The organism is Rhizobium sp. WSM409, assembly GCF_057653825.1.
The window spans coordinates 1544872-1558469 of record NZ_CM172794.1; the positions used below are offsets into that span (position 1 = coordinate 1544872).

Annotated in this window: 17 protein-coding genes and 1 pseudogene; 12 read left to right on the forward strand and 6 right to left on the reverse strand. The window is 59.6% G+C overall.

The window, feature by feature from the left end; translation table 11 throughout:
* Positions 1 to 62: 62 nt before the first annotated feature.
* Positions 63 to 239 carry a hypothetical protein gene (locus tag AC25BC_RS07770; protein ID WP_012757064.1) on the reverse strand — a complete coding sequence of 59 codons (177 nt, stop codon included), beginning with the start codon at positions 237 to 239 and terminating at the stop codon, positions 63 to 65.
* 166 nt (positions 240 to 405) lie between these two features.
* On the opposite strand from AC25BC_RS07770, the pseudogene AC25BC_RS07775 reads away from it, so the two are divergent.
* Positions 406 to 561 (forward strand): annotated as a pseudogene (locus AC25BC_RS07775) (ubiquinone biosynthesis methyltransferase UbiE); the annotation flags it as partial.
* Between the two features lie 73 nt (positions 562 to 634).
* On the opposite strand, the gene AC25BC_RS07780 reads toward AC25BC_RS07775, so the two are convergent.
* Positions 635 to 901: a hypothetical protein gene (locus AC25BC_RS07780; RefSeq protein ID WP_012757066.1), complete on the reverse strand. Its 267-nt coding sequence runs from the start codon at positions 899 to 901 to the stop codon at positions 635 to 637.
* Positions 902 to 1199: 298 nt separating this feature from the next.
* Between AC25BC_RS07780 and AC25BC_RS07785 the strand changes: the two genes are divergently transcribed.
* The 5 genes from AC25BC_RS07785 to AC25BC_RS07805 all read left to right on the forward strand — a co-directional run bounded on the left by AC25BC_RS07785 (position 1200) and on the right by AC25BC_RS07805 (position 3895).
* Entirely contained in the window at positions 1200 to 1598 is a 399-nt protein-coding gene (locus AC25BC_RS07785; RefSeq protein WP_012757067.1) for a DUF1236 domain-containing protein, read from the forward strand.
* 159 nt (positions 1599 to 1757) lie between these two features.
* Positions 1758 to 1925, forward strand: coding sequence for a hypothetical protein (locus AC25BC_RS07790; protein ID WP_012757068.1), 168 nt, complete (start codon positions 1758 to 1760; stop codon positions 1923 to 1925).
* Positions 1922 to 2503: a BA14K family protein gene (locus AC25BC_RS07795; RefSeq protein WP_128439332.1), complete on the forward strand. Its 582-nt coding sequence runs from the start codon at positions 1922 to 1924 to the stop codon at positions 2501 to 2503. Before AC25BC_RS07790 ends, AC25BC_RS07795 begins: the two co-directional genes overlap by 4 nt.
* Before the next feature lie 121 nt (positions 2504 to 2624).
* Positions 2625 to 2939, forward strand: a complete 315-nt coding sequence (locus AC25BC_RS07800; RefSeq protein ID WP_012757070.1) for a hypothetical protein — start codon at positions 2625 to 2627, stop codon at positions 2937 to 2939.
* Positions 2940 to 3010: 71 nt separating this feature from the next.
* A complete protein-coding gene (locus AC25BC_RS07805) occupies positions 3011 to 3895 on the forward strand; it encodes a hypothetical protein (protein WP_012757071.1) in 885 nt (294 codons plus the stop codon).
* A 47-nt stretch (positions 3896 to 3942) separates the two neighbouring features.
* Here AC25BC_RS07805 and AC25BC_RS07810 read toward each other — a convergent pair whose 3' ends face one another.
* Positions 3943 to 4836 carry a LysR family transcriptional regulator gene (locus AC25BC_RS07810; RefSeq protein ID WP_012757072.1) on the reverse strand — a complete coding sequence of 298 codons (894 nt, stop codon included), beginning with the start codon at positions 4834 to 4836 and terminating at the stop codon, positions 3943 to 3945.
* Between the two features lie 119 nt (positions 4837 to 4955).
* Between AC25BC_RS07810 and AC25BC_RS07815 the strand changes: the two genes are divergently transcribed.
* A complete protein-coding gene (locus AC25BC_RS07815; protein ID WP_041935502.1) occupies positions 4956 to 5969 on the forward strand; it encodes a L,D-transpeptidase family protein in 1014 nt (337 codons plus the stop codon).
* Between the two features lie 60 nt (positions 5970 to 6029).
* Here the strand turns inward: AC25BC_RS07815 and AC25BC_RS07820 are convergent, their stop codons facing one another.
* On the reverse strand, positions 6030 to 6821 hold the full coding sequence (locus AC25BC_RS07820) for a phenylalanine 4-monooxygenase (protein WP_128439333.1): 792 nt from the start codon (positions 6819 to 6821) through the stop codon (positions 6030 to 6032).
* A 123-nt stretch (positions 6822 to 6944) separates the two neighbouring features.
* On the opposite strand from AC25BC_RS07820, the gene AC25BC_RS07825 reads away from it, so the two are divergent.
* A complete protein-coding gene (locus AC25BC_RS07825; RefSeq protein ID WP_128439334.1) occupies positions 6945 to 7406 on the forward strand; it encodes an Lrp/AsnC family transcriptional regulator in 462 nt (153 codons plus the stop codon).
* Between the two features lie 51 nt (positions 7407 to 7457).
* Here the strand turns inward: AC25BC_RS07825 and AC25BC_RS07830 are convergent, their stop codons facing one another.
* On the reverse strand, positions 7458 to 7937 hold the full coding sequence (locus tag AC25BC_RS07830; RefSeq protein WP_003558671.1) for an Lrp/AsnC family transcriptional regulator: 480 nt from the start codon (positions 7935 to 7937) through the stop codon (positions 7458 to 7460).
* A gap of 130 nt (positions 7938 to 8067) precedes the next feature.
* On the opposite strand from AC25BC_RS07830, the gene hppD reads away from it, so the two are divergent.
* The 4 genes from hppD to maiA all read left to right on the forward strand — a co-directional run bounded on the left by hppD (position 8068) and on the right by maiA (position 12294).
* Positions 8068 to 9177 carry a 4-hydroxyphenylpyruvate dioxygenase gene (gene hppD / locus AC25BC_RS07835; protein ID WP_487778548.1) on the forward strand — a complete coding sequence of 370 codons (1110 nt, stop codon included), beginning with the start codon at positions 8068 to 8070 and terminating at the stop codon, positions 9175 to 9177.
* 61 nt (positions 9178 to 9238) lie between these two features.
* Positions 9239 to 10600 (forward strand): homogentisate 1,2-dioxygenase, encoded by a 1362-nt coding sequence (gene hmgA, locus AC25BC_RS07840; protein WP_012757077.1) that lies wholly within the window; start codon positions 9239 to 9241, stop codon positions 10598 to 10600.
* A 39-nt stretch (positions 10601 to 10639) separates the two neighbouring features.
* Positions 10640 to 11665 (forward strand): fumarylacetoacetate hydrolase family protein, encoded by a 1026-nt coding sequence (locus tag AC25BC_RS07845; protein ID WP_128439335.1) that lies wholly within the window; start codon positions 10640 to 10642, stop codon positions 11663 to 11665.
* On the forward strand, positions 11662 to 12294 hold the full coding sequence (gene maiA / locus AC25BC_RS07850; protein ID WP_012757079.1) for a maleylacetoacetate isomerase: 633 nt from the start codon (positions 11662 to 11664) through the stop codon (positions 12292 to 12294). The genes AC25BC_RS07845 and maiA overlap by 4 nt, the downstream gene beginning before the upstream one ends.
* Positions 12295 to 12480: 186 nt before the next feature.
* Here maiA and AC25BC_RS07855 read toward each other — a convergent pair whose 3' ends face one another.
* Complete coding sequence (locus AC25BC_RS07855; protein WP_012757080.1) at positions 12481 to 13389, reverse strand: COG3904 family protein; 909 nt, start codon at positions 13387 to 13389, stop codon at positions 12481 to 12483.
* Positions 13390 to 13598: the final 209 nt, after the last annotated feature.

Genomic DNA, 13598 nt, shown 5'->3' on the forward strand with positions numbered 1-13598 from the left:
TTTGATACCGGTAAGAGACTGCCCGATTAACCTACCGCGTCTTTAGGGTTTTCCAAACAGCATCAGGGCACATTCCTGGTGTCGAACACCTCGGCGCCTCTTATGCTTTGGGTCAACCCGACGGTGTCGCCTGATATGGCTGCACCGAAGACGTAGAGAAGGGCGGCCAGAACGATGACTAGTGCGAAGACGGACGCATTACAGGCGTCATTCACTCGGGATCTATGACTCTGGTTCATGTTCGGATCTCCTTCAGTATCGTTCGAAACGGCGCGAGTCCGATGCGCGTTCCACCTCAGGGACTTCGGTCGGAGGAGGTTGGGACCAAGGTCTGACGCCCGTAGACATCAGCACATTCAGGCATATTTCCTGGCCGACCGACTTGGGTTTGGAGGCTTGTGAGTGATGATTTCCATGGACTTCGAAGGCAGCGACGACCGCGCCGCATCTGTCGCTTCTCTCCAGCCGTTCGAGGAAGGCGTCGCCGAATTTTACGATAGCTATCTCGTGCCGATTCTCTTCGAGCCCTATGCCTCGGAGATGGCGATCGTCGCCGAGCGCTAGCGGACCAATCGCGCGATTTTTCAAATGGAATTCCAAAGCTCTGTCCGCCAAGATGTGACGGCGCAGGGATTCAGCTCGTGCGCTGCGTGTAGGAAGGTTCTTGCATCGCGCGGATGACGTGCTGCTCGATCTCGAAGCAGGTCTCGTCGTATTCCCGTACGAGGTTCGAATTGGATGGTCGTCCTCGAAGTGTGTCGCGCGCTTCGACTGCCATCTGGTAGGCCTCGAAGAGCTCGAGCTGCAACGGGTCGCACGCTGCCATGATCAGCGTCCGCATATGCGGCAAACGCATCGCCAGGCGCCGGCGCCCAGCTTCCCGGCGGTTGGATCGTGCCATCTCCTTCAGTCTCCTGCCTCCTGTATAATTCCTCAAAACGGCATCGATCTAAGGATAAATTATGCAGTAATTCAAAGTGTTACAGCGTCCTTTACGCGTCTGAAAAGACGCGTGGCGCTGTAAGCCCGTATGTGGGGTCTTCGATCCTGAAGTAGCGCCGGCGACGGGCATTGACATGGGTTTGGGACCAAAGGCCGGGGTCTATCAGACTGAAGTCCGGGCCGTGGAACGACCGCGCCTCCAGCTAGTTGGTTTGCCAGCGGTCACGAAGGCCGCCTCGAAACAGAAGGAGGAGAAAATGATCTCCAAGCTTATCGTCGGTGCGGCCACTGCCGCGACCCTCATGTCGGGCGTCGCATTCGCCCAGTCCTCGACCGTCAACGGTGCGGCCGGTGGCGCGATCACTGGGGCGATCGTCGGCGGCCCCGTCGGCGCTGCTGTCGGCGGCGTTGCCGGCGCAGTCGTGGGTACGGCGATCGATCCGCCGCCGCAAAAGGTCATCACCTATGTCCGCGAGGCGCCGGCACCATCGGCGCGCGTGGTCATGAAGGAGAAGGTTGTCGTCGGCCAGCCCCTGCCGGAGACGGTTGTCGTGACGCCTATTCCGGATGACCCGACCTATGCTTACGCGGTCGTCAATGATGAACGTGTCATCGTCGAACCGTCGTCCCGCAAGGTGATCCAGGTTATCAAGTGATCTGATCCTACACGCGGCCTCTGCCGCGTCCTCCATCCGGAAATCATCGCTCAAAGTCCGGGAACCGCCGCACGACCGACGGCAGCGTCGTCGTGCGGCCAAAAACAGCCGATGCCCCGGCGGCGACTCCGCCGCCGGAGCGCCAACGAGGAGAGGAACATGATCTATTCCGAAGAGAAATCCCGTGGTCTGGCCGTGCCGCTGATCGCCATCCTGCTGGCAATCGCCGGCATTCTCGCCGTGCTTGTCGCCACCGGCGGCCGACATAGCAGTGCCGCCGGCCGCGTCTGGATTCCACAGGCTCAACAGCAGGGGTCGGGACGATGAAAGCCATCGCATCGGTTGCCTTTGGCATCTTAAGCTCGGTCGGGGTCTGCGTCGCTGCCGCATCTGTCGCATCCTATGTCGTGGCGGATTCCGAGCCTCACGCCTTCAAGGAGCTCGCAGCGCCCGATCTATGGACGACGACGCCGGCGAAAGTCGATCCTCGGCAGCAGCACTATGAACGAATTGCGCCTCTCTATTCCAGCTATGTGACCGAGGCGTCGGCCAGCATGGCGTCAGCGGCGAGGCCGGATTCGGCTCGCCCGCCAGCCGAACTTCAGACCCCGCAGCCCAGACTTTCGGCCTCGCATCTTAGCTGGTGTGCAAACCGCTACCGCTCTTTCGATCCCGCGACCAACAGCTATCGGGCCTATAGCGGCGAGACTCGCGAATGCGCTTCGCCGTTCCGGCGGACTGTCGCGGAGGCCGGTGAAGGCGTCGGTACGAAAGTGAATGCACAGGCGGTAGCCCGGTGCGCCGCTCGCTACAACTCGTATCGACCGGAAGACAATACGTATCAACCATGGGAAGGACCGCGGCGCAGCTGTGACATGTCGGATCTCGTTGCGACGAGCAATTGATTATCGGCGGTGGTCGCGCGGTGCGGATGATGCTGCACCACGCTGGTGAATCGGACTTAAGTCCGTGTTGCGAACGCTACGGTTGTGATACCCGGTTGTATTAGAGTGTTGGAGATCAGGGATGGCGACGGCGCTGATAACGGAAATCCAGCAGGCACAGACAAGGCTTCCGCTCTTGAGCCGAGCGGACAGGGGAACCCTTATCGTTCGCATCCTCCGCGAGTTGAAGACGCATCGTCGGGAGGTTCTCGGACATGTGCCGGCCGAGCACTGTGTTTGGATCGACAGGCTGATTGCGTCCGTGTCCTCGACGATATCGGAAATCGCCAACATGCAGGACGCCGAGTTCCATCGGGTCTTGAACGAGTTCGAAAAGCTGATTGCGACGCTCGATGACATTTCGCATGCCGAGAAGCGATCGAAGACAATTCACTGAAAGGGTCGCCAGCGGTGGCCAAACTGGCGCCTCACCGGAAACCGATCCCTTCGCGCCAGCGTTCTCCTTCCATGACAGAAAGGAAATCCGCCGCTGATCACGACGAGGCGCCGTCCGACGAAGACGATGCGAAGCCGGGCGCGGACATTTCCTTCCCTTACGACAGGATGACTGTCGAGCAATTCCGAAGCCGCTTCCCCCGGGCCCGCTGGAGTGATGCCCGAAAGGCGTGGTTCGTTCCCGGACGGACGGCGTCCCGCCGCATCGGACGATGGCTTGCCGAGATCGAGGCCGAAGCCGACGCCCATGCGGATGCGAAGGGACGCGACGCCTTCGTCTTCGATCCCATCGACAGTCCATATCTTGAACTCGGCAAGGCAGGCTTTCGAATCCGCACGCCGTACTCGAAGACCGTCGTCGACGAATTGCGCGAAGTGCCATTCTCACGGTGGGACGGCGATCTCAGGATATGGCACGTTCCCTTTCGGTCCTATGAGGAACTCCGACGCAGATGGTCTGATATCGAGGCGGCGGCTCGCAGAAACGAGCCGGAGGAGAGACGACGTCGAGCCGAGGAGCGGAAGGGGACCGAACAGGATATACGCAGCAAGCTCCGCTCTGCGGAACGAAAGCGTCATCGTTACCCGCTTCGAAGCGACGACCTGCCGCCGATAGGACGTCCTGTGGTCATCGCCTATGGAATCGTCGTCTTTACCGAAATCTCAGGCGAACTGGTCGACCCGGACGTCGTTGTGGACGTCTATCCCGGCATTACTGAGGATCACGTCTGGGGATATTGGCGGCCGCCCACATTCGAAGAACTCGTCCGCACCTGGCCCGCGAAAATGCTTCCGATTCAAAACGCCGAGTGGTGGCTGCCGACGATCGAGGAATTGAGGCCGGCCCGTCGCACGGCAAGATCGCGCGAAGCCAGGAAATACGCGAAGACGCCGTGAGCGCTGCTTGCCGTAGAAAAGAGGATGACTATACCCGATGCCGATCGTCAGGTTCGGTGGCGCAGGGCGTCCACCAGCGCCACGAAAGCCGGAGAGGACTGCCTTCTGCTGGGATAGTAGAGATGGTAGCCATCCCAGTGTGGGGAAAAGGCTTCCAGCACGCGTCTCAGACGGCCTTCCGCGATATGAGGCAGCGCGACGTCTTCCGGTACGTATGCCAAGCCAAGTCCGTCCAGCGCCGCTTCCACACTCTGATAGGAGTTATTGAAGGCAAGCTGTCCCTCCACCCTGATCCTGATCTCTTTCCCGTTGTCTTCGAACTCCCATGCCCAGAAGCCGCCATATGTGGGCAGGCGCTCGTTGATGCAGTTGTGGCGGACAAGGTCCTGCGGATGCTCCGGAACCCCATTGCCGTCGAAATATGAGGGTGCGCCGACGACGGCAAAAGGGAAATCAGGCCCGATGCGTGCCGAGATCATATCTTTCGCCACCTGCTCTCCCATCCGGACGCCGCCGTCGAAGCGCTCGGTCACGATGTCAGACAGCCCGTTTTCGCGCATCAACTCCACCTTGATGTCAGGGTTGTTCGGCAGGAAACGCTGGAGCTTCGGCCAGATGATCCAGTTGATCGCATGGTCGGATGCCGTGATGCGGATGTTCCCGGCCGGCTTTTCCCTGAATTCCGTGATGGTTTCGAGTTGAGCCTCGATCTCGTCGAAATGAGGCCCCACGCCTTGGAACAACCGCTCTCCAGCGTCAGTGAGCGAAACGGCCCGCGTGGTACGGGTCAGCAGCCGGATCCCGAGCCGCGCCTCGAGCTGGCGGACAACGTGGCTGAGCGCCGATTGAGACACGCCCAGCTTCGCAGCCGCCCGCGTAAAGCTCTTCTCTCGGGCGACCGCCAGAAAGGCCATCAGGTCATTGACGCTCTCGCGCGGCATTCACGAGCTCCTTCGGATCAAATGGCCGTTGTACTGAATTTGCTGAGGCTGGACATTGAAATCATCGTGAACACCCCTCTGGCTCGGGTCGCACTGGAACAAGTTGCGCCGCCGACCATTTGTCGTCCATGAAAACAGCCCTGCCGATGTCGCTGCTCGCTCTCACCATCTCCGTTGGCGGTGCTAGCGCGCGGGAACTCCGACCCGAAGCAATCAATAGCGCGTCGATTGCTTCCTTTGAGGCAGGGAAGCCCAAGCCCGCAGATCCGGACCCGGCGATCGTCCGCCTTCAGGTCCTGCTCGACCGTGCAGGCTCGTCTCCCGGCGTGATCGATGGCCTCTCCGGCGAAAACGTAGACAAGGCCGTGGCCGGCTTCGAGGCGATGAACAATCTTCCTGTCGATGGGAGGCTGGATCCAGAGGTCGCCTCCCGCCTTGAAGGCAATGCCGCCATCGTTGCCCCGATCGTTGAAAGCTATGTCGTCTCGGCAGAGGATGCCGCGGGCGTCGTCGACAAGATTCCCGAAGACTATGGCGAGAAGGCAAAGATGCAGAGCTTGGGATATACGAGCGTTGCAGAGAAACTATCCGAGCGGTTCCACATGGGCATCGATCTCGTGCATGCGCTCAACCTGGCTTCGCAGTTTGCTCCTGGCGATACGGTGTGGGTCGTGGATCCCGGCTCTCCAAGGCAAGGAAAGGTCAAGAAGATCGAGGCCGACAGGAAGACGGGGCAGGTGCTCGCCTATGCCGCGGATGGATCGCTGCTTGCAGTCTATCCCGCAACGATCGGAAGCGAAGACAATCCGGCGCCGTCAGGAAAACACAAGGTCAAGGGTGTCGCGAGGATGCCGGTCTACCGGTATGACCCGAAGCGCAACTTCAAACAGGGAAAGAACGATAAGGTCCTGACGATCCCGAAAGGGCCGAACGGTCCTGTTGGTACGGTCTGGATCGATCTGACCGAGCCGACTTATGGTATACATGGGACACCGGAACCGAAGCTCATCGACAAGGTTGGCTCGCACGGTTGCGTGCGGTTGACGAACTGGGATGCCGAAGAGTTGGCGGCTATGGTCAAACCAGGGGTCGTGGTGGACTTCGTCAATCGAAGTTCAGCCGCTCCGAAGTGACTGCCTTCTCCAGTCCGTCGTCGACGCGATGTGTTGGCGTCGCTCCCTATCATTCGCGATTCACGAAGCTTTGGCTTCGAAAGCCGGGGCGAAATCTCCCAGCTGTTTTGCTTTGAGGATCGTGGCCTCGATATCCTGCTCCACGATCGCTTCAAGATCGGCGAAGCTGTCGATCAGATAGTAGATCGGCTGGAGGATATCGATCCGGTAGGGCGTCCGCAGCACGCTCAGCAGATCGAACGGCCGGAATTCGCACGCTTTGCCTTCCATTGCCGCTTTCGCTTCGTTGGGCGATGAGACGATGCCCGCGCCGAAGCAGCGGCGTCCCTGCGGCGTATTGATCAGGCCGAATTCGACAGTGAACCAGAAGATCCGGAACAGATGCCATGAATAGCCCTTGCCGAGGCGGACCGCGGTTTCGCCGAAATGCCGGACGAAATTGGCATAGCTCTGGTTGGTGAGCATGGGGCAGTGGCCGAAGACCTCGTGGAACAGGTCCGGCTCCTCGATATAATCGATATGTTCGCGACGGCGCAGGAAGGTTGCAAGCGGGAATTTGCCTTGTGACAGAAGTCCATAAAAGCGTGAGGGCGGAATGAGCGCCGGCACACCTTCGACGCCAAAGCCGGTGGTCTCGTTCAGGCGTCTGTTCACATCGAGAAGCTGAGGCACCTTATCCGGCTTCAGCCCCAGCATTTTGACGCCGTCCAGATATTCGCGGCAGGCGGTATCGGAAAGCAGCGTCATCTGACGCCGGTAGAGTTCGCCCCAGATAACATCTTCATCCGGGGTGTAGTCGTACAAACCATCCGGGCCGGGCAGTTTGGCGGTATAGCTGCTTTCCTTGGTCATGTGCTGATCCTCCCGAGCAGGGCACTTTTCCTGCCATTATGATCCGAGTTTGGAGGATTTTCTTTTCTTTCATGCTGGCTGTCGCCATAATGGTGGCAAATATTCCCGAAAGCGACGCCAAAAATGAAAGAACCTGGGCATTTTCGCCGTAAGCTTCTGCAGCTCGTCCAGGCCGACGGCAGCCTGTCGCTGGCCGACCTGGCGGAAAAGGCCGGCATGTCGCAGAGTTCGGCATGGCGGAAGATCCAGGAGCTTGAAGCCGACGGCGTCATCCGCAAGCGGGTGACGCTGCTCGATCCTGGAAAACTCGATCTCAAGCTCTGTGTGATCGCGCATGTGACGCTGGAGGATCACCACGAAGAGGCGGTCGCATCTTTCGCTTCGATGGTGCTGGAGCGGCCGGAGATCATGGAATGCTACGCCCTGTCGGGCGCCTTCGACTACATGCTGAAGATAAGGGCAAGCGACGTGGAAAGCTACGAAGCCTTCATGACCCGCTATCTCATGCGCAACCCGCATGTGCGCACGGTGGTCTCGAGCTTTGTGCTGCGCGAGCTGAAATTCTCGACCGAATTGCCGCTCTAGATATGACTGCGCAGGGCGATGCTGTCGACATCATCGCGTGCTGTCGCCATGTCAATGGCCCGGCATCAGCACCGGAAAGCCTTCGAATGTCTTCAGCGTGTCGAGGACGATCGACGTCTTCACGTGCTGCACCGACTCGTGGGGCAACAGCACGTCGTTGACGAATTTCGAGAGGTCGGCGAGGCCGCGGGTCGCGACCGTCAGGTGATAGTCCATTTCACCGGTCAGCGCATAGGCTTCGAGAACTTCAGGCAACCCGTTGATCAATTGCGAAAACCGGCGGGCATTGTCTCTGTTGTGGGTCGCAAGTGTCACGGAAATGACCACCAGCATATCGAGACCAAGCTTCTGCCGATCGAGGTAGGCGCGGTAGCTGCGGATATATCCTTCAGCCTCCAGTCTTGTGCGCCGGCGCGAACATTGCGACGGTGAAAGCGCGATCCGCTCGCCCAACTCGTTGTTCGTCAGCCTGCCATCCTTTTGCAGTTCCTGGAGCAGGCGCAGGTCCAATTTATCGAGCGGCTCATCCATTGCACAAAATCTCCAAAACGCTCACAGATCGTGCATAATCTCCTCCTGAAGCATAAAGAATGCAAGAACTTTGCACGCGTTTTGGGCCACACTTTGCATATCAAATGCAATTTCCTCTGGAGGAAAGAAAATGGGTCCTTTCCCGCATGACGCGCCGCCCTCGGAAATCACCGCCGACAATCCGGCCGGCACCGACGGCTTCGAATTCGTCGAATTCGCCCATCCCGAGCCCGAAACGCTGCGCGAACTCTTCACACGCATGGGCTATGTTGCGGTCGCCAAACACAAGACGAAAGATATCACCGTCTGGCGACAAGGCGACATCAACTATGTCCTGAACGCCGAACCCGGCAGCCATGCCGCGCGCTTCGTCGCAAATCACGGTCCCTGCGCCCCATCGATGGCCTGGCGCGTCGTCGACGCCCAACACGCGTTCAAGCATGCGGTGTCAAAAGGCGCTGTCCCCTATGAAGGGGACGACAAGATGCTCGATGTTCCGGCGATTGTCGGCATCGGCGGCTCGCTGCTCTATTTCGTCGAGACCTATGGTGCCAAGGGATCGGCCTACGAGGCCGAGTTCGATTGGCTCGGCGAGCGCGACCCGCATCCCCAAGGGATCGGCTTCTATTATCTCGACCATCTGACGCACAACGTCTTTCGCGGCAACATGGACAAGTGGTGGGATTTTTACCGCAACCTGTTCAATTTCAAGCAGATCCACTTCTTCGATATCGATGGGCGCATCACCGGTCTGGTGAGCCGCGCCATCACCTCGCCCTGCGGCAAAATCCGCATTCCGCTGAATGAATCGAAGGACGACACCAGCCAGATCGAGGAATATCTGAAGAAGTACAAGGGCGAGGGCATCCAGCATATCGCCGTTGGAACGGAGGATATTTACGACGCCACCGACAGGCTGGCCGACAACGGCCTGCGTTTCATGCCGGGTCCGCCGGAGACCTATTACGACATGTCCTATGAACGCGTGAACGGCCATAGTGAACCTGTCGAACGCATGAAGAAACACGGTATCCTCATCGATGGCGAAGGTGTGGTGAATGGCGGCATGACGAAAATCCTGCTGCAGATCTTCTCCAAGACCGTCATCGGCCCGATCTTCTTCGAATTCATCCAGCGCAAGGGCGACGAGGGTTTCGGCGAAGGCAATTTCCGGGCTCTCTTTGAGTTGATCGAGGCCGATCAGATCAAGCGTGGTGTCATCGGGACTGCAGCGGAGTAAACTCACTAGCGCCGCGCATCTTTCAGACGCGCGGCGCTGGAGTGTTCGGGGAGGAGTGAGCATGGACCAGACATCGATCCAGACGTCGGATGGTGAAGCCGCGACAGCAAACACGCTGAAATATATGCCGGGGTTCGGCAATGACTTCGAAACCGAGTCGCTTCCCGGCGCCTTGCCGCAAGGCCAGAACAGTCCGCAGAAATGCAACTATGGTCTCTATGCGGAGCAGCTTTCCGGCTCGCCGTTCACCGCGCCGCGCGGGACCAACGAAAGGTCCTGGCTTTACCGCATCCGCCCGAGCGTGCGTCACACCCGTCGCTTCTCCAACGCGTCCTATCCGCTCTGGAAAACCGCACCTTGCCTGGACGAACATTCGCTTCCTCTCGGCCAGCTTCGCTGGGATCCCATCCCCGCACCCTCGGAGAAGCTGACGTTTCTCGAGGGGGTGCGGACCATCACCACGGCAGGCGATGCCACCACCCAGGTGGGCATGTCAGCCCATGCCTATGTCTTCAATGAGGACATGGTCGACGATTACTTCTTCAACGCCGATGGTGAATTGCTGATCGTGCCGCAGCTCGGCGCCATCAGAGTGTTCACCGAAATGGGCATCATGGATGTCGAGCCCCTGGAAATATGCCTGATCCCGCGCGGCATGATGTTCAAGATCATGAGGGGTGGCGACCAGACGGTCTGGCGTGGCTACATCTGCGAGAACTACGGCGCGAAATTCACCCTGCCGGACCGCGGACCGATCGGCGCCAACTGCCTGGCAAACCCGCGTGACTTCAAGACGCCTGTCGCCGCATTCGAGGATAAGGAAACGCCGTGCCGCGTGCATGTGAAGTGGTGCGGAAAATTCTATGTCACCGACATCGGCCATTCGCCGCTGGATGTGGTGGCCTGGCACGGCAACTACGCCCCGTTCAAATACGACTTGCGGACGTTCTCGCCGGTCGGCGCTATCCGCTTCGATCATCCCGATCCGTCGATCTTTTCGGTGCTGACCGCGCCGACCGAAGATGCGGGTACGGCGAACGTCGATTTCGTGATCTTTCCGCCGCGCTGGCTGGTCGCCGAACATACGTTTCGACCGCCTTGGTACCACCGCAACATCATGAGCGAATTCATGGGCCTGATCCATGGCCAATATGACGCCAAGGAGGAGGGCTTCGTGCCGGGCGGCATGAGCCTGCACAACATGATGCTTCCCCACGGGCCGGACGCGCTCGCCTTCGAAAAGGCATCCAATACCGAGCTCAAACCCGTGAAGCTCGATCACACCATGGCCTTCATGTTCGAGACCCGGTACCCGCAGCAACTGACGAAATACGCAGCCGAGCTCGAAACGCTGCAGGATAATTACCTGGAATGCTGGGACGGCCTGGAACGCAAGTTCGACGGAACCCCCGGCATCAAGTGATGCATCAACTGAAGTCATCCTCCTGCACGGAATTCGGACATGAAACTTGCGACGTTAAAAGACTCCACGCGGGACGGCCGGCTCGTCGTCGTTTCCCGCGACCTGACCCGCTGTTCCGAGGTCGGCCATATCGCCCGCACATTGCAGGCAGCACTCGATGACTGGGAGCATGTGGCTCCGAGGCTCGCGCTGATTGCCGAAGGGGTCGAGACCGGAGCCCAGCCGACGATCCGGTTTCACGAACATGACGCTACGTCACCTCTGCCGCGCGCCTACCAATGGGCCGACGGCTCCGCTTACGTCAACCACGTCGAACTGGTGCGCAAGGCACGCGGCGCCGAGATGCCGGCGAGCTTCTGGACCGATCCGCTGATCTATCAGGGCGGCTCGGACGCTTTCCTTGCGCCGCGTGACCCGATCGTGGCGGCCGACGAGGCTTACAGGATCGACATGGAGGGCGAGGTCGCCGTCCTCACCGGCGACGTTGACATGGGTTGCAGCCCGGAAGCGGCGCGCGGCGCCATCCGTCTCCTGATGCTCGTCAACGATGTGTCGCTGCGCAGTCTGATCCCTGGCGAGTTGGCGAAGGGATTTGGTTTCTTCCAGTCGAAGCCGGCATCGGCATTCTCTCCGGTCGCCGTGACGCCGGACGAGCTCGGAGATGCCTGGGACGGCGGCAAGCTGCATCTCCCGCTGCTGGTGAGCTTGAACGGCAAGCCATTCGGCAAGGCCAACGCCGGCATCGACATGACCTTCGATTTTGCCCAGTTGATCGCCCATGCCGCCAAAACCCGCAATCTCGCGGCCGGCACAATCATCGGCTCGGGAACGGTCTCCAACAAGCTCAACGGCGGCCCGGGCAAGCCGGTGGAAGAGGGAGGAGACGGCTACTCCTGCATTGCCGAAATCAGGATGATCGAGACGATCGAGACCGGATCGCCGAAGACCCCTTTCATGAAGTTCGGCGATCAGGTCCGCATCGAGATGAAGGATAAGGCCGGCCATTCGATCTTCGGGGCAATCGAGCAGACGGTCGAGAAATACCAAGGGGCCGGACCGCAATGAGCGAGGTCGTCCTTTACGACTACTGGCGATCCTCGGCGAGCTATCGCGTCCGCATCGCGCTCAATCTCTTGGGCGTCGATTATCAGACAGTGTCCATCAACCTGTTGGAAGTAGCGCACAAGACCCCGGAATATCTGGCCCTCAACCCGCAGGGACTGGTGCCGACATTGGTGATCGACGGGAAAACACTGACGCAGTCGCTGGCGATCGTCGAATACCTCGCTGAGACCAGGCCGGAATGCGGATTGCTGCCATCTGACATTGCCGATCGCCAGAAAGTCCGCGCTCTCGCATATGCGGTCGCCATGGACATCCATCCGATCTGCAACCTGCATGTCGTGTCACATCTGATGAGCATGGCTGACAAGGCCGATGCCCGCGAGGAATGGATGAAGCATTTCATTACCGACGGACTGGGCAAACTGGAAACCATGATCGGCAAAGCCGATGGCGCGTTCAGCTTTGGAAATACGCCGACGATGGCGGACCTCTGCCTCGTTCCCCAGGTCTACAACGCCCGTCGCTGGGGCGTTGAGTTGACCGCTTTCAAGCGCATCGTCGACATCGACGCCGGATGCGCAGACCTGCCGGCCTTCCAGGCGGCGCATCCCGACCGCGTGAAGCCGTAACGGCAGAGCGGGACCCGGGACGAAATTCGAAGAAGCATCCCCTTCTTCCTGCGGCTCTCGCATCAATGGCCGGCACACACCAGATCGCGTGGACTGGGATCTCACGATCGCGGCGAATGCGATGCCAATTCCTATAGGTATGAAGAGTAAGCATCGCCGGTCCGCGGGCGAGGTGCGGTAATTTGTCTAGCAGCCATCAAGCGCCTTGATCCTCGAGACCAGGGTCTTGCCAAACACGTAGGTGGTCTGGACATCGGCACGACCCTGGCAGCGACGTCCATCATTGGTGACGTATTCGTACGAAACCCGGACATCATCATTGCCGCGTAGTGCCGTTCCCGTGAGTTTGAGCGGCTCCGACATCGCGCCGAAGAAGGCGTGGATCGACACTTCGTTGAATGGGCCTTGGCCGCGTTTCTCCGGAACGACCAGCGCTGAGGCGGTTTCACCATCGGCTGCGGCGAGCGCGGAGTAGAAGGCCGTCACCGTGCCCATGGGATCGTGGGGAAACGTCTTGCCCGCCTCGGACGCCGGATCAGGTCCGTCCTCGTCAATCGCGTCGTAAGTGATGCCCACCATCTGCGCCTTCGCGGCCGTCAGCCACGCGATGCCTTCAGGCGGTGCCGACGTCACGTAGGCGATGGCAGTCTCGGACAATCCCAACTGGTTGAGATAAGCTCCGACCAGTGCGTTGGCGACACCACTCTCGCTGGCCTTTCCGTCGACCACGCGATAGGCGGCATGGAAACCGATATTGGATTCGGGCTGAAGAAACCGCTGCGAACCGGCAAGCCAGGTCAGGGCGCAAGCCGACGCGCACAAGGTCCCCGGCGGGGTGGCAGTGGCAAAGCCTCGAAGGCGGATGGCACGTCCGATCTCAATCCCGGCTTTGAGATCACCGCCCTCGCTGTTTAGAAAAACAAGGGCTTTGCTGGAGGCGGCGGCCAAGTTTCTGAAGACAATTTCGTCGCCTTCGTTCAAGACGCCCGTGACGGAGATCAGGTCTGTGTCGCCCTCCAACGGCTCTCGCGTGATCTCCGCCGCAGACAGAGGAAATGCGCATAGAAACAACAACCCAGCCACGATGTAACGCATCGATTCCCCCGCGTTTACTGTAACTATTCAACATTGCGACGAATGTTCTTGCAAGCCTGCTCGTAGCTCACCAGACAGGCTGTAGGAGAAGTGAGAAGACCGCGGCGTTTATCTTGAGCTTCAAACGAGTGGCGATCGTCTCGGCCAAAAAAAGACGCCGGCGCTGACTGCCGGCGGCTTTTCACTATCGATCAACTTTTCTCGGACGC

Coding starts and splice junctions, on each gene's coding strand:
- AC25BC_RS07770 (WP_012757064.1), bottom strand. CDS start 239: ATGAACCAGAGTCATAGATCCCGAGTGAATGACGCCTGTAATGCGTCC.
- AC25BC_RS07780 (WP_012757066.1), bottom strand. CDS start 901: ATGGCACGATCCAACCGCCGGGAAGCTGGGCGCCGGCGCCTGGCGATG.
- hppD (WP_487778548.1), top strand. CDS start 8,068: ATGGGTCCTTTCCCGCATGACGCGCCGCCCTCGGAAATCACCGCCGAC.
- AC25BC_RS07795 (WP_128439332.1), top strand. CDS start 1,922: ATGAAAGCCATCGCATCGGTTGCCTTTGGCATCTTAAGCTCGGTCGGG.
- AC25BC_RS07830 (WP_003558671.1), bottom strand. CDS start 7,937: ATGGATGAGCCGCTCGATAAATTGGACCTGCGCCTGCTCCAGGAACTG.
- maiA (WP_012757079.1), top strand. CDS start 11,662: ATGAGCGAGGTCGTCCTTTACGACTACTGGCGATCCTCGGCGAGCTAT.
- AC25BC_RS07785 (WP_012757067.1), top strand. CDS start 1,200: ATGATCTCCAAGCTTATCGTCGGTGCGGCCACTGCCGCGACCCTCATG.
- AC25BC_RS07805 (WP_012757071.1), top strand. CDS start 3,011: ATGACAGAAAGGAAATCCGCCGCTGATCACGACGAGGCGCCGTCCGAC.
- AC25BC_RS07855 (WP_012757080.1), bottom strand. CDS start 13,389: ATGCGTTACATCGTGGCTGGGTTGTTGTTTCTATGCGCATTTCCTCTG.
- hmgA (WP_012757077.1), top strand. CDS start 9,239: ATGGACCAGACATCGATCCAGACGTCGGATGGTGAAGCCGCGACAGCA.
- AC25BC_RS07825 (WP_128439334.1), top strand. CDS start 6,945: ATGAAAGAACCTGGGCATTTTCGCCGTAAGCTTCTGCAGCTCGTCCAG.
- AC25BC_RS07790 (WP_012757068.1), top strand. CDS start 1,758: ATGATCTATTCCGAAGAGAAATCCCGTGGTCTGGCCGTGCCGCTGATC.
- AC25BC_RS07820 (WP_128439333.1), bottom strand. CDS start 6,821: ATGACCAAGGAAAGCAGCTATACCGCCAAACTGCCCGGCCCGGATGGT.
- AC25BC_RS07800 (WP_012757070.1), top strand. CDS start 2,625: ATGGCGACGGCGCTGATAACGGAAATCCAGCAGGCACAGACAAGGCTT.
- AC25BC_RS07845 (WP_128439335.1), top strand. CDS start 10,640: ATGAAACTTGCGACGTTAAAAGACTCCACGCGGGACGGCCGGCTCGTC.
- AC25BC_RS07810 (WP_012757072.1), bottom strand. CDS start 4,836: ATGCCGCGCGAGAGCGTCAATGACCTGATGGCCTTTCTGGCGGTCGCC.